Genomic DNA, 13097 nt, shown 5'->3' with positions numbered 1-13097 from the left:
TTCAGTCCAGAGTGCCAACGGCCTTTGAAATATCCATGATTCAGCGCGTCGGGCTCGTCAGCGCTTTGGTGTTCCCCCCTTGGTCCCGTGTACGTCCGAGGTGGGCCGTTCCGAGGAACTCGTCGGGCACCGGGGGCGTCGGGCCTGCATCAGGCGAGCCCGACCAATTCGGCGATCGTCCCGCCGAGCACCCGGTCGCGTACCTCTCCCGGGCTGGTGACCCGCTCCACCAGCGCCCGAGTGAGGACCGGGTCGCCGTACGGCGCGTCCGATCCGAACAGGGTCCGGTCCGGAATCTCTTTGATGGCCAGCCGGACCGCGAAGACGATGTTGGCCGTGGACAGCTCCAGGTACATGCTCGGGGTGTCCCTCACCAGCTCGACGGCCTGCATCCAGTTCAGCCCTCCGAGCTGGCTGACCACCAACGGAACCGTCGGATACCGGCCGGCGAGCGCCGACATCTTCTTCAGATCGTCCGCCGTGGTCGGAGCGAATCCGTGCACGACCACGGGCAGCCCACCGTGATCTGCTGCCGCCCGGAGCACTGGTTCGATCACCTCTGCCCGTCCCGGCGGCGGTGTCAGCTCGCCGATTCCACACAGCCCACGCCCGACGACCTCGCGTTCCACGATCGCGGCAGTCTGCTCCGGCTCCAGGTCCAGCGGCACGGACAGGAAGCCGATGAACCGCTGCGGCTGCGCGGCGAGCGCGGCGTCCAGCTCCCCCCACGCTCCGCGGTACCCCTCGACGGTGCCGGCGCGACCCCCGATGGCCTCGTCCAGGATCGCCATCTCCCGGCGCAGCGAGGTGAGGTCACCGGCCCGTTCCGGGTGTGGGCGGGTGGCGAACAGCACGGCGCGGTCCACCCCGGCCTCGTCCAGCAGCCCGACGTGTTCCTCGACGGGGTCGTGGACGTGGCTGTGCGCATCGATGATCAATGACTCGCTCCTTCCTTGGCGATCGGCCCGGAATGGGGCCGACCAGCGCACTGTTGCTCCCTGACACTGTGGGAAGGTCAAGTCGGAGGGAGCCGGCCGGTGCTGATCGGGGAGCTGTCGCGTCGTGCCGGAGTCAGTGAGCGCCGGCTGCGTTACTACGAGCGGATGGAGCTGATCAGCTCGGAGCGCCGCGCCAACGGCTATCGCGAGTACGACGACCGGACGGTGGAGACAGTGCGGCGCATTCGCGCCCTGCTGGCGGTCGGCTTGCCCACCCGCATCATCCGCCAGGTCCTGCCCTGCACCTTCGACGACGCGTCGCTGCGCCCCTGTCCCGGCGTGCTCACCACCCTCCGCACCCAGTTGGACGTCCTCGACGAGCGTGCCGCCGATCTGGACACCGCGCGACGCCTTCTGCGCCGGACGATCGCCGCCACCGAGGACGCAGCAGGCCGCGACCTGGTGTCGGGCGCCGAAGTCCCGTACTCGGGTGGGGAAACCCGGCTCAGAAGTCGAAGCTCGTCTTCTGCAAGCTGATGTACAGCCAGACGACGGTGGCGGCCCACGTCGCCAGGGTGCCGAGGAGGACGCCGCCGGCTGCCCAGACGCCGGACCGGCGGCCCAGGAGGGCACCCGCGAAGCCGGTGAGGGCGGCGCCGCCCAAGGGGGCGCCGAAGAGGACCAGGGCCGCGTTCACGAGTGTCACCTTCTCGTCGTGGTTCCCGCGGCAGCCGGTCGGGCTCGTGCACTCCATGACGTCGTGGCCCAGCCAGTACAGCCCGTACACCAGGGGCGCCAGCAGGATCGCGGCCAGGATCAGCAGGGCCGTGGCGGGGCTCCGGTCCGGCCCTGGCGGGGAGGGAAGCGTCATGAGGTGATCGTGGGCGCCCGGGGGCGTGCGCCGCATCCGTTCTCGTACTCAGGCGCCACCCGGTGACATCGCCGGCACCGAGGGCGTCGTCTCCGGAGCTCGCCGCCCGAGACCGCGCCCAACTGGTCGTCATCGCCTACCAGACGGGGCTGGTACGGCCCCCGGGGTGAGCCCGTCGCCCGGCAGGCGGGCGGGGGCCGCTGTGATGTTTGGGCCTGTATGTGCGCTTGCTGTACCGGGGTACCTGTGTGACGGCTGTGACCCCTGTCATGGAAGCCAGGACAAGGGGATGAGCGTGGCTCCGCGTATCGCACGTCATCGGCGTTCAGTGCAGCGTCGCGTACTCGCAGGGATGTCCGTCGCCGCGGCGGCCGGGCTCGCGGTCACCGCGACGGTGGGCATGAACGCCGAGGCCGCCTGGACGTCGTCGTGGAGCGTCTCGGCGTCCGGCTGGTCCGCCGCCGACTCGCCCCAGGTGTCGGTCGACCGCCAGGGCGACGCCCTGCTGGCCTGGACGGCCGGCGACATGTCGACGACGTACTCCTACCAGCGGGTCCAGACCCGGGTGCAGTACGCGAGCGGCACCAAGGGGGCGATCCGCACCCTGTCGCCGGACGGTGCCGCGGTGTCCTGGCCGGAGATCGCCTCCGACGACACCGGGGACTCGGCGGTGGTCTGGCAGCAGGACAGTCAGGTCGTGGGCCGGCGGGTCGCCGCCTCCGGCAGTCTGGTCGGACCGCTCCAGCAGCTCTCCACGTCGGCCCCCGCGACCACTCCGGTCGTCGCGGTGACACCGGGCGGCACCGCCCTGGCCGCCTGGACGGAGAGCCGCGACGGCAGCTGGTACACGGTCGCCCGGCGCCTCAAGCTCGACGGCACGGTCGGCGCGCCCCTCACCCTCGGCTCGGGCTCGGCCGAGAAGCCGGCCGTCGGGGTCGACCGGAGCGGCCGGTTCGTCGTGGCCTGGGCGCGGGGCGCGGACGTCGCGGCCAAGCGGATCACCTCGACCTCCGTCTCCGCCACGAAGGTGCTCACGACACCGATCGCGTCGTACGGCGGTTTCGGCATGGTGCGGGTCGGTGTGGACCGGGACGGTGACGCGGTCGTCAGCTACCACTCCGGTGGTGGCGCCGTCGCGCAGATCTGGGCCTCGCGCTGGAGCCGTACCGGCACCCTGGCGGCCCCGCTGCGCATCTCGGCCGCCGCGGACAACGTGGGCTTCCACCACGCCCTCGCCACGGACCTCGACGGCGATTCGATGATCGTGTGGACCCGCTACACCAACGGCAAGCTGGAGCTGCTCGGCCGCCGGCTGTCCGCGACCGGCACCCGGGGCGCCGTCACCGCCCTCGGTCTCGGCGACCGGCCCGACCTGGCCCTCGACGACGACGGCGACGGCATGCTGGTCTTCCACACGGTCGTGCCCAAGTCGACGCCCCCGTACAGCTACACCAGGACCAGCGCCCGCACGGTCAGCCGCTCCGGCACGTTCGGTGCGACGAAGACGCTCACCTCGGACGGCCGCGTCCCCCAGGTCGGCACCGCCCCGAGCGCCAGGTTCACGGTGGTCTGGCAGCAGGAGAGCTTCCCGTACCCGATCAGGTCCGTCACCGGTTCCTGACGTCCCGACAGCTGAGGAACGGCGGGCCGGGCGCAATCTCCCGAGCGGTGTCAGCCGTATAGACGGCAGAGGGATCAATCCTGACGAAACACTGCTAGATGAACAGCTGGAGTCATGATGACCTCCAACGCCACCGAAGTCACTCTGATGGGGCTGGGAGCGTGTTGTGCCGTAGGAAACACGGTGCTGCACACTCTGCTCATTCAGGATCACCTCGAGGAGATGTTCTACATCGGCGTCCTCTTCGCCGTGGGCAGCGCCGTCATGCTGGTCGTGGCGGTGGCGCTCGTCATGGTGCGGCGCCCCATGGTCGCTTGGGTGACCGGGGCGCTCGTCAGCCTCGGCATGATCGCCGGCTTCCTGCTGTCGCGCACCGTCGGTCTGCCGAACGGCTACTACGAAGACGGTTGGGAGGCGCCCTACGGCCCGCTCTCGCTGCTCGTGGAGGGAGTCTTCGTCCTCGCCTTCCTCACCTGGCTGGGAGTCAGGGAGGAGGAGGGTGCGGCACCCGAGCCGCGGCACCGGGCGGCCCACGAACGGACCGCATCGCGCAGCGACTTGTCGAAAGGCTGGTGAGAATTCAGTTCTGACGAGGGTTCGGCTTCAGTACGGCGAACACGGCCCGGCCCGGGTCCGTGAGCCAGGCGATGCGCCCGACGTCCGGCACGTCCGCGGCCGGCATGAGCACCGCCCCGCCGTTCCCCTGTACGGCCGTGACGACGGCATCCGCATCGGCCACGGCGAAGTACGGCACCCAGCGCGCCGTCTCCTGCTCCCCCTGGAGCGGAGCCACGCCGCCGAAGGATCCCTCCTGTTGGTCGCCTTCCCCGATGCTCAGGACCCGGTAGGTCATGCCGGGCGCCTGCATCTCCTGGGAGCGCCAGCCGAACAACCCCTGGTAGAAGCGGACGGCCGCTTCCGGGTCGGGGACGTGCAGCTCCACCCACACCAGCGTGTTGTCACCCGACGTCCGCTCCAGGCCCATCGCTGACTCCAGGACGGCGAACCGCGCGCCCTGCGGGTCGGTGAACTGGGCCAGCCGGCCCTCGCCCACGCTCAGGGGCGCGACGCGCACACCGCCGCCGCCGGCGGTCACGGCACCGGCGGTGGCCTCGATGTCGTCGCTGCGGAAGTACGTCGTCCAGGCCGATGCGGCGCCCTCCTCGGTCAGCGGCCCGAGCGCGGCGACCGTTCTGCCGTCCTGCTGGAAGAACCCGTACCCGCCCGCCTCGGGCCCCAGCGACAAGTACTGCCAGCCGAAGACGGCGCCGTAGAAGGCGGCGGCCGCGTCCGTGTCGGGACTGCCGAGGTCGATCCAGACGGGCGACCCGGCGCGGAAGTCGGTGCCGAGCATGGGTGTCCTCCTGCGGGTCGGGAACTGAGACGCCGTCACTATGCCGCCCACGAGGACGGCATCGAGCCCGGCGGCCCGCAACTCCCGGCCGTTTCACCCGGGCTGGGGAACCCGGTGGGACCGCCCGGTCGCTAGCGGTTCTCCGTGCAGGGCGGAGCGTCCGGCAGGTGTTTCATGGCCCACGCGCCGAGTTCCCTGAGCGTGGGCTCCAGCGCGGCGCCCGCCTCCGTCAGCCGGTAGGAGACCCGCAGCGGGGGTCCCTCGTCGACCTCGCGGACCACGAGTCCCGCCCCGCCGAGTTCGGCGAGCCGGTCGGAGAGCATGCGCTCGCTGATGCCGGGGATGGCCCGGCGCAGGTCGGCGAAGTGCGTCTGCCGCCCCTGGAGGACGGACAGGATCGGGCCGTTCCAGCGCTTTCCGAGCACCTGGAAGACGCGGGTGATGCCGTCATCCACCCGCGCGCACTGTGCCACGTCATGCGTCTGCTCCGCCGCCATGGGGCCAGGGTACTACCCGACCGTTGGGGGATGAAAAAAAGTAAGTACCTGTGTTAGACATAGCTGCATACGAAATCTCAGGCCTGCTTGCTGCGGGCCCGTTCCTCTGGAGACCCCCATGGCCACACTGCTTCACATCGACTCGTCCCTCCTCCCGGGCGAGGCATCCGCCTCCCGTACCGTGACCGACGCCTTCCGCAGGACCTGGGAGGAGCAGCACCCGGACGGCACGGTGGTCTACCGGGACCTGGCCGTGAACCCCGTCCCGCACATCGACGCCCACGCCCACATCGCCGGATTCGTCGACGCGGCCGCCCACACCCCCGAGCAGGCGGCCGCCTTCGCCGACCGCGTGAAGCTGATCGAGGAGCTGGAGCAGGCGGACGCGGTGCTGATCGGCGCGCCGATGTACAACTTCTCGATCCCCTCGACCCTCAAGGCCTGGCTGGACAACGTGATCCTGTTCGGCCGCACCGCGGGCGAGACCCCCTCCGCCAAGGGCACGCCCGTCACCGTCGTGGCCAGCCGCGGCGGCTCCTACGCGCCGGGCACCCCGCGCGAGCCGTACGAGTACGTCCAGAACTACCTGACGGCGGTCCTCGGCGACGCGCTCGGCCTCGAGCTCGACTTCATCGTCCCGGAGCTGACCATGGCTCCGCAGAACCCGGCGATGTCCGAGCTGATCCCGCTCTTCGAGGCCTCCCGCGACCGCGCCCTCCAGGACGCGGCCGTCAAGGCGAAGGCCCTGGCGGAGCGCTTCGCCGCGTAGCCGGGGCGCCGGCCTCCCTGCCCCTGCCCGCCGGGGAAGGGGCGGGCTCCTCGGACCTGATCTCCCGCTCATCCGTTCGGACCGCCGCGGTCGCCGCCCGGTGCGGCCCCTCCCAGAGTGGGTGGCGTGGCCCGGCCGGAAGGGGTGTGGGCGGACAGGAATGAGGAGTGAGCAGCGTATGAGTCCCAGGAAGACGGCAGCGAAGGTGGCGACGAAGGGGTTCCCCACCGCCGAGGACGCCCTCGAGATCGCCTCGGAGTGGGCGCCCGCCCAGCTCATCGACAGTGAGGAGATCGGCCTGCGGCTGAACCGGATGATGGCGGACGGGCACGCCGGGCCGGGCATGGCGCCGCCCGGACCGGCCGCCACCGCCGCGCACCTCGCCGCGGCCGGTCTCGGCGAAGCCGCGTGGCACGCGCCCACCGCGGCCGCGGCGCCGATGCCCGCGCCGATGGAGACGGAGCAGCTGCGCTCGCTGGTGACCAGGCTCGTACGGGCCTCGCAGCGGGTGCGCAAGGACCACCGGCAGCTGAGCACCGCCGAGCGGGACCGGTACAACGAGGTGCTGCGTCAGCTCGCGACCACGCCGGCGTACAAGCAGCTCATCGCCGACCACCAGGACATGAGCCACCGGCACCACACCATGCCGGGGATGGGGCCGGAGGCCACCCAGCGCTTCCTGCCCTGGCACCGCGCGTACTGCCTCAAGTTCGAGGAGCTGCTCCGCACGGTCGATCCCGCGCTCACGATTCCCTACTGGGACTACGCCAACGACCACGCCCGCCCCGACTGGGTGTGGAAGCCCACCGGCGTCTCCCGGCCGACTCCCGCCACGAGCGGTCTGCCGACCCAGGCGACCATCGACGGACTCCTGACCCGCCCCACGTTCACGGCCTTCACGTTCGGCAGGGTGATGGCGGGCGTCCAGCCCAACGGCCTGGAAGTGGCCGCCCACAACAATGTGCACAACTGGTGCGGGGGCACGCTCAGCCACCCCATGGAGTCGTCGAACGACCCGATCTTCTTCCTGCTGCACTCCAACGTGGACCGCATCTGGGACCAGTGGCAGCTGACGCACACGGGCGGCCCCAACGTGACCGGCGCGGACGCGGGTCTTGACCCCTGGTGGACCCCGGCCGCCGGCGGCCTCACCACCGACTCCGTCAAGGACATCACCGTGCTCGGTTACTCCTACCAGTAGCCGCCCACCCCCCCCTCGCGACGCCGCAGATCCTTCCAACCCCCCGTGAAACACGGGGGGTTGGAAGGCGTGCCGGTGGAGCAACGTAGGGGGATGGAATGGATCAGCCTCGCGAGTACGGCACTTGGTGCGCTGGTCGGTCTGGCGGCGACGTTCGTCCTGGACCGGGAGCGTTGGCGGCGGGAGAGCGACCAGCGCAGGAGGGACGACCGGCGGGCGGTGTACACGTCGTTTCTCGCCGCCACCGCGGAAGCGAGCGAGACCCTCATCAACATCGCCCGCGGTCACGACACCGACGCGTCGGCGTCGACCCGCGCCGGGACCGTCCTGCGGGACAGCAGGGTGCTGTCCCGGCGGCTGGAACTCTCCCTCATCGCGGAACCGGCCGTCATGGCACAGGCGAACGCCCTCGTGGACCGCCTGCGCGCATACCGCCACGTCGTCGGTCAGGGCCTGGCCGACGACACGGAGGCCGTGGACCGGGCGCGTCTCGCCTTCAACGAGCAGCGGGACCAGGTCATCGAGGTGATGCGCAGGACGCTGACCTGAAGCTCGCCCGGAGCACGCCTTCTCCCTCGGGGCACCCTCGCCCCTCGTCGTACAACGCCCTCGTGGGCGTGGGCGACATCACCGGTGACGGCAAGGCCGACCTCGTGGCCCGCGACAGCTCCGGCACCGTGTGGCGCAGCAACGGCAACGGCAAGGGCTCCTTCGGCAGCCGCACGAAGATCGCGACCGGCTGGCAGAGCTACAAGGGCCTGTTCTGACGCGGACTTCGGCGCAACCCCGGCGGGCCCGGACGACTTGTTCGTCCGGGCCCGTTCGCCGCTACTTGTGCTTCCCGCTGCCCTTGTCGCCGCCCGTGCCGCCCGTGCTGCCCGTGTCGCCGGGAGTGTTGCCGGACGTGCCGTTGCCGGAAGCGTCGGTCTTCCCTGTCGCGCCGTTGCCGGTGTCCGCGGCACCCGCGCCGGGGTTGCCCCTGCCCGCCGACTTGCTCGGCGTGGCCGTCGCCCCCGCCAGCTGCGCGGAGCAGTACGCGGTGACCTTGTCCGTACCGCCGGCGGCCGCGACGAGCCGCTGCCAGGCCCGTGTGTCGAGCGCCTTGCCGCGGTCCTTGACCTGCTCGTAGGCCTTGCAGTGGGCTTCCGTGTCCTGGCCGGGACCGTCCGCCGGTCGGTGCCTGCCGGAGGGGGACGCCGACGACGCCTTCCCGCCCTGCCGGTCCGGGGCGACCGCCGACGGGTGCGCGGTCCCTCGGCCGGCACCGGCTCCGTCCGCGGACGAGCCGGCCGAACCGATGGCCGCGACCGCGACACCACCCAGGGTCAGGCTGGCGAACACCACGCCGAACGTCACCTTCACAGAGCGCCCGGCACGGCGCTCCGCGGCCGGCCGCCAGTCGTCCCGGCGCCGGGTGCGTGCCCGGTGCGCGGCCGTGCCGTGGGCGGCCCGGAAGGCGGCCACGGCTTGCTGCTCGGCCTCGGGGTCGAGATCGCCTGCGCGCAGGGCGGCGGCCAGCATCGTCTCCAGCGCGGTGGAGTCACGCACGTCCTGCTGACCCGACGCGGCGCCGCCAGGGTGCACATGCCGACGGCCCGGAACCGCGCCGCCGCTCATCCGTTCACCCATGTCCGCTTCCGTTCCTGTCCGACGGGTTCGATTCGTTCTCGCCGCCGACGCCCAACTGGCGGGCGAGGCGTTTCAGGCCCCGGTGGGCCGCGGTCCGCACCGCTCCCGGACGCTTGCCCAGGACGCGTGCGGCGGCGGGGCCGTCCAGGCCGACCACGACCCGCAGGAGCACGGCCTCGGCCTGGTCCCCCGGCAGCGAGCGGACCAGTTCCAGGGCCCGCTCGGTGGAGAGGGACTCCAGGGCCAGGTCGGGGGTGCTGTGCGGGGCCGGCAGGTCCAGTACGTCCTGTTCGGTCCCGCCCGCCCGGGGCCGTACGCGCAGGCGGCGCAGATGGTCCAGGGCCCGGTGCCGGGCGATGGTCGCCGTCCAGCCGCGGAACCCGGCCCCGTCCCCCTTGAAACGTCCGAGGTCACGGGTGATCTCCAGCCAGGCGTCGGAGGCCACGTCCTCCGCGTCGTCGCCGACGAGCCCGCGCAGATAGCCGAGGAGACCCGGCTGCACGATCCGGTAGGCGACCGCGAAAGCGTTTTCGTCACCGTCCTGGGCCCGCGCGACTGCCGCTCCCAGTTCCGCGTCGTACGTCTGCACGCGCCGGGGGTGCCCTACCTGGCCCAAGACTGTCCTCGTTCGCACGGGGTTCATGGCGTTCGTCATCCGCCGTGCTCCGGTCGCGTCGACGGCCCCCCATAGTGACCAGCGTCAGTTCTCACAGAAGTGTCACAACGCACCATGCGTCTTCACGTCGTCGCCGTCCGTGCCCGGGTGACGTTTCGCGCCGGCCCTGCGCTGCATGGCGTGGGAACCGGGTCCGCGCGAGTGGCCCAGGGCGATCGCCCGGCCGGAAGTCGGCACCACGATCCGCCAGTCCCCCGAACCTCTCTCCGTGGCGCTGCTGACTCCCCCCGGCAGCGGCACGGAGAGGGACGGGGGCGGCCGGAACCCACCCACTGCACGGGTTCCGGCCGCCCCCACATGCCTCGGTGGTGAGGCGGCCGTCGGCCGAGGTGTAACACTTTCGGCCGAGTCCGCTCTGTCCATGTGGACGACCGTGTCGGTCGGCCAGGACAGGGGACGCGACTCGTGCAGTGGACGAACGACAGCGGCGGAGGGTACGGCGAGGATCCGTACGGCGGCGTCGGGTACGCGCATGCCTACGGCCACGAGTACGGCGCCTATGGCCACGGGTACGGCGGCAGCGCCACCGCCGACACGGCCCCGATGCCCTGGTACCCGGCGCAACCCGCGCAGTGGACGCACCCGGGGTACGGCACCGATGCGCTGCCGCCCGCGGAGTTCGACACATCCGGCCATCCCGTACCGGAACAGGACACGCCGACGAGCGAGTCGGCGCGGCCCGTCTTCGTCGATTCCTCGGGGCGCCGCCAGCGCCGCGTGCTCCGCGCCGCCCGGCTGCTGGTGATCCCCGCCGGCGGCTACGTCGCCCTGCTGATCAGCACGATGCTGGGCGGCCCCAGCATCAGCTCCCCGTTCGTGCCGCAGTCGGGCGCCACGCATTCGGCCGTGCCTCGCGCGACCGCACCCGACTCCGCGCCCGGCACGGGCCGCACCGCGGGGAGCGGGGGCCCCGCCGCGGCGCGGCAGAAATCCGGCCCCGCAGCGCAGAAGACCTCCAGCCCCACCGACCGGCCGACAGCGTCGACCGCTCCCGCGGCCACGTCCCGGCCCAGCACGATCACGTCCCCGACCTCGACCACCACCTCCGATCCCGCTCCCGCCCCCTCCTCCAAGGGCCGTGCCATCGGCTCGTCCCACAACCCCGTGAAGTGATCCAAGGCCCCGACGTGACCGATCGCCGACGCCGCAAGGCTCCTCCCCGCCGCAACACCCGTACCCGCCAGGTCACACCCCGCACCCACTGGCTGCTGCTGAGCGTGCTGGCGGTGACCCTGTCGACGGCCCTCCTGCTGCAGGGCTACACCCACCACATGTTCCGCATCACGTCGGACGCGGTGACCGGCGCCCGGGGCCGCAGCGACACGGTGCCCACCCAGGTGGTCCACGGCGGCCCCGTGATCGCGAACGCCGCCACCTCTCCGCACACCGCCAAGGCGCAGGCCCGCACCGTCGTGCTCACCTTCGACGACGGCCCCGACCCCGTCTGGACCCCGCGCATCCTGGACGTGCTGCGCCGCAACCATGTGCACGCGACGTTCTTCGTCGTCGGAACCCAGGTCGTGGCCCACCCGGAGCTGGTCCGCCGGATCGTCGCCGACGGCCACCAGATCGGCATCCACACCTTCACCCACCCCGACCTGGCCCGCCTCGCCCCATGGCAGCGTTCCCTGGAACTGCGGGAGACGCAGCTGGCGGTGGCCGGCGCCGCCGGGGTCACCACCGCACTGCTGAGGCCGCCGTACTCCTCGAAGAACGACGCGCTGGACGACGCCGACTGGTCCGTCCTCCAGCAGGCCGACGCCGCGGGCTACGTCACGGTGCTCTCCACCCAGGACGCGGAGGACTGGCAGCGTCCCGGTGCGGACCGCATCCTCGCGAACGCGACACCGCACGGGCGCGCCGGGCAGATCCTGCTGATGCACGACGGCGGCGGTGACCGTTCCCAGACCGTCGCCGCGCTGAGCGCCCTGATCCCACGGCTCAAGGCACACGGTTTCCGGTTCGCCACGGTCGGCGCCGCGGTCGGCATGGCCGGACCCGTCCAGCCCGCTGGGCTCGGCGACCGTCTGCAGGGGATGGCCTTCATCAAGGTGCTGCAGGGCGGCGACCTGGTCGTGTGGCTGCTGGGCGTGCTGATGTACGCGGCCGGGGCGATCAGCGTGCTGCGCGCGGCGGTCGTGCTGGTCGCGGCCCGCCGGCACCGGCGCCTGCGCTCTCGGGGCCGGGGCCGGTCCTGGGGGTCGCCGGTGACCGAGCCGGTCAGCGTCATCGTCCCCGCGTACAACGAGAGTGCCGGAATCGAGGCGGCCGTACGCTCACTGCTCGCCTCGGACCATCCGGTCGAGATCATCGTGGTGGACGACGGCTCGACCGACGGCACTGCCGATCTGGTGGAGTCGCTCCGCCTGCCGGTACGGGTGATCCGCCAGCAGAACGCGGGCAAGCCCGCAGCCCTCAACACCGGACTCGCCGCTGCCACCTACGACCTGGTGGTCATGGTCGACGGTGACACGGTCTTCGAACCCGACACCGTCCGCACGATCGTGCAGCCCTTCGCCGACCCCCGGGTGGGTGCCGTCTCGGGCAACGCCAAGGTCGTCAACCGCGGCGGTCTGCTGGGCCGCTGGCAGCACATCGAGTACGTGGTCGGCTTCAACCTCGACCGCCGCCTGTTCGACCTCGCAGAGTGCATGCCGACCGTGCCCGGAGCGGTCGGCGCGTTCCGCCGCCGGGCACTGCTCGACCTCGGCGGGGTCAGCGACGTCACCCTCGCCGAGGACACCGACCTCACCATGGCGCTGTGCCGCGCCGGCTGGCGTGTGGTGTACGAGGAGGGCGCGAGGGCCTGGACCGAGGCCCCCGCGTCGCTGAACGCCCTGTGGCGTCAGCGGTACCGCTGGTGCTACGGCACCCTGCAGGCGATGTGGAAGCACCGCGGCGCGCTCGTACAGCGCGGCGCGGCCGGAAAACTCGGCCGCCGGGGCCTGGGCTACCTGCTGCTCTTCCAGGTGCTGCTGCCGCTGCTCGCACCCGCCGTGGACATCTTCGCCGTGTACGGGCTGCTCTTCCTCGATCCGGTCCGGATCGTCGGGCTGTGGCTCGCCTTCCTCCTGTTGCAACTCATGATGGGCCTGTACGCGTTCCGCCTGGACGGAGAACGGCCCGGCCCGCTGTGGAGCCTGCCGTTGCAGCAGTTCGTGTATCGGCAGCTGATGTACCTGGTGGTGATCCAGTCCGTCTTCACCGCCGTGTCGGGCTCCCGGCTGAGATGGCAGCGCATGGAGCGCTACGGCAGCCTGCAGGCCCCGGTGGGGGCGGAGGCGCCCGGCAATGAGCGCCCTGCTCAGGGCCCCGTCAGTCCGCAGCGGCCGCCGTACGCCCCCGTTCAGCAGCCGGCGCCGTATGCCCCTGTCCAGCAGCGGCCGCCGTACGCCCCCCTCCAGCAGCCGATGCCGTACGCCCCCGTTCAGCAGCCTCCGCCGTACGGCGGACTTCTCCAGCCCCCGCCGCCCCCGGGTTTCCGGCAGCCCGGACCGTACGAGACACAGCAGTTGTACTGAGAGAAGAGTGAGCACAGCCC

The 13097-nt window shown here is 71.8% G+C and carries 14 protein-coding genes and 1 pseudogene; 9 read left to right on the top strand and 6 right to left on the bottom strand.

Going from position 1 to position 13097, the window contains the following annotated elements:
• Positions 1 to 149: 149 nt before the first annotated feature.
• A complete protein-coding gene (locus ACIRVH_RS14005; RefSeq protein ID WP_403952151.1) occupies positions 150 to 938 on the bottom strand; it encodes an amidohydrolase family protein in 789 nt (262 codons plus the stop codon).
• A gap of 99 nt (positions 939 to 1037) precedes the next feature.
• Here ACIRVH_RS14005 and ACIRVH_RS14000 point away from each other — a divergent pair, with 99 nt between their 5' ends.
• The gene (locus ACIRVH_RS14000) at positions 1038 to 1475 is read left to right on the top strand and encodes a MerR family transcriptional regulator (protein WP_403952148.1); all 438 of its coding nucleotides are present in this window, start codon (positions 1038 to 1040) and stop codon (positions 1473 to 1475) included.
• Here ACIRVH_RS14000 and ACIRVH_RS13995 read toward each other — a convergent pair.
• Entirely contained in the window at positions 1444 to 1809 is a 366-nt protein-coding gene (locus tag ACIRVH_RS13995) for a hypothetical protein (protein ID WP_403952145.1), read from the bottom strand. The genes ACIRVH_RS14000 and ACIRVH_RS13995 overlap by 32 nt on opposite strands.
• Positions 1810 to 2161: 352 nt before the next feature.
• Here ACIRVH_RS13995 and ACIRVH_RS13990 point away from each other — a divergent pair, with 352 nt between their 5' ends.
• Complete coding sequence (locus ACIRVH_RS13990) at positions 2162 to 3430, top strand: hypothetical protein (RefSeq protein WP_403952143.1); 1269 nt, start codon at positions 2162 to 2164, stop codon at positions 3428 to 3430.
• A gap of 183 nt (positions 3431 to 3613) precedes the next feature.
• Positions 3614 to 4006 (top strand): hypothetical protein, encoded by a 393-nt coding sequence (locus ACIRVH_RS13985; protein ID WP_403952140.1) that lies wholly within the window; start codon positions 3614 to 3616, stop codon positions 4004 to 4006.
• A gap of 4 nt (positions 4007 to 4010) precedes the next feature.
• On the opposite strand, the gene ACIRVH_RS13980 is transcribed toward ACIRVH_RS13985, so the two are convergent.
• Positions 4011 to 4784 (bottom strand): VOC family protein, encoded by a 774-nt coding sequence (locus ACIRVH_RS13980; protein ID WP_403952138.1) that lies wholly within the window; start codon positions 4782 to 4784, stop codon positions 4011 to 4013.
• 131 nt (positions 4785 to 4915) lie between these two features.
• Complete coding sequence (locus ACIRVH_RS13975; RefSeq protein WP_403952136.1) at positions 4916 to 5281, bottom strand: winged helix-turn-helix transcriptional regulator; 366 nt, start codon at positions 5279 to 5281, stop codon at positions 4916 to 4918.
• 118 nt (positions 5282 to 5399) lie between these two features.
• Between ACIRVH_RS13975 and ACIRVH_RS13970 the strand changes: the two genes are divergently transcribed.
• The 4 genes and pseudogenes from ACIRVH_RS13970 to ACIRVH_RS13955 all read left to right on the top strand — a co-directional run.
• On the top strand, positions 5400 to 6050 hold the full coding sequence (locus tag ACIRVH_RS13970) for an FMN-dependent NADH-azoreductase (protein ID WP_403952134.1): 651 nt from the start codon (positions 5400 to 5402) through the stop codon (positions 6048 to 6050).
• Between the two features lie 178 nt (positions 6051 to 6228).
• Entirely contained in the window at positions 6229 to 7251 is a 1023-nt protein-coding gene (locus ACIRVH_RS13965; RefSeq protein ID WP_403952133.1) for a tyrosinase family protein, read from the top strand.
• A gap of 93 nt (positions 7252 to 7344) precedes the next feature.
• Positions 7345 to 7800 (top strand): hypothetical protein, encoded by a 456-nt coding sequence (locus ACIRVH_RS13960; RefSeq protein ID WP_403953063.1) that lies wholly within the window; start codon positions 7345 to 7347, stop codon positions 7798 to 7800.
• Positions 7801 to 7844: 44 nt separating this feature from the next.
• Positions 7845 to 8018, top strand: a pseudogene (locus tag ACIRVH_RS13955) (FG-GAP repeat domain-containing protein); the annotation flags it as partial.
• A 61-nt stretch (positions 8019 to 8079) separates the two neighbouring features.
• Here the strand turns inward: ACIRVH_RS13955 and ACIRVH_RS13950 are convergent.
• On the bottom strand, positions 8080 to 8880 hold the full coding sequence (locus tag ACIRVH_RS13950; protein ID WP_403952130.1) for a hypothetical protein: 801 nt from the start codon (positions 8878 to 8880) through the stop codon (positions 8080 to 8082).
• A complete protein-coding gene (locus ACIRVH_RS13945) occupies positions 8873 to 9496 on the bottom strand; it encodes an RNA polymerase sigma factor (RefSeq protein ID WP_403952128.1) in 624 nt (207 codons plus the stop codon). Before ACIRVH_RS13945 ends, ACIRVH_RS13950 begins: the two co-directional genes overlap by 8 nt.
• Before the next feature lie 465 nt (positions 9497 to 9961).
• Between ACIRVH_RS13945 and ACIRVH_RS13940 the strand changes: the two genes are divergently transcribed.
• Together ACIRVH_RS13940 and ACIRVH_RS13935 are read left to right on the top strand one after the other, a co-directional pair.
• On the top strand, positions 9962 to 10669 hold the full coding sequence (locus ACIRVH_RS13940; protein WP_403952125.1) for a hypothetical protein: 708 nt from the start codon (positions 9962 to 9964) through the stop codon (positions 10667 to 10669).
• Between the two features lie 14 nt (positions 10670 to 10683).
• Complete coding sequence (locus ACIRVH_RS13935; RefSeq protein WP_403952123.1) at positions 10684 to 13077, top strand: glycosyltransferase; 2394 nt, start codon at positions 10684 to 10686, stop codon at positions 13075 to 13077.
• Positions 13078 to 13097 lie beyond the last annotated feature (20 nt).

Source organism: Streptomyces sp. NPDC101165 (assembly GCF_044768135.1).
In the GTDB taxonomy this organism is placed as follows: domain Bacteria; phylum Actinomycetota; class Actinomycetes; order Streptomycetales; family Streptomycetaceae; genus Streptomyces.
Note: the sequence above shows the minus strand (reverse complement) of the source record. Positions and strands in the feature narration are given on the sequence as shown.

What these genes read in the sequence shown, in the direction of transcription:
- ACIRVH_RS13970 (WP_403952134.1), top strand. Translation starts at nt 5,400, where the DNA reads ATGGCCACACTGCTTCACATCGACTCGTCCCTCCTCCCGGGCGAGGCA.
- ACIRVH_RS13950 (WP_403952130.1), bottom strand. Translation starts at nt 8,880, where the DNA reads ATGGGTGAACGGATGAGCGGCGGCGCGGTTCCGGGCCGTCGGCATGTG.
- ACIRVH_RS13995 (WP_403952145.1), bottom strand. Translation starts at nt 1,809, where the DNA reads ATGACGCTTCCCTCCCCGCCAGGGCCGGACCGGAGCCCCGCCACGGCC.
- ACIRVH_RS13975 (WP_403952136.1), bottom strand. Translation starts at nt 5,281, where the DNA reads ATGGCGGCGGAGCAGACGCATGACGTGGCACAGTGCGCGCGGGTGGAT.
- ACIRVH_RS13980 (WP_403952138.1), bottom strand. Translation starts at nt 4,784, where the DNA reads ATGCTCGGCACCGACTTCCGCGCCGGGTCGCCCGTCTGGATCGACCTC.
- ACIRVH_RS13990 (WP_403952143.1), top strand. Translation starts at nt 2,162, where the DNA reads ATGTCCGTCGCCGCGGCGGCCGGGCTCGCGGTCACCGCGACGGTGGGC.
- ACIRVH_RS13960 (WP_403953063.1), top strand. Translation starts at nt 7,345, where the DNA reads ATGGAATGGATCAGCCTCGCGAGTACGGCACTTGGTGCGCTGGTCGGT.
- ACIRVH_RS13965 (WP_403952133.1), top strand. Translation starts at nt 6,229, where the DNA reads ATGAGTCCCAGGAAGACGGCAGCGAAGGTGGCGACGAAGGGGTTCCCC.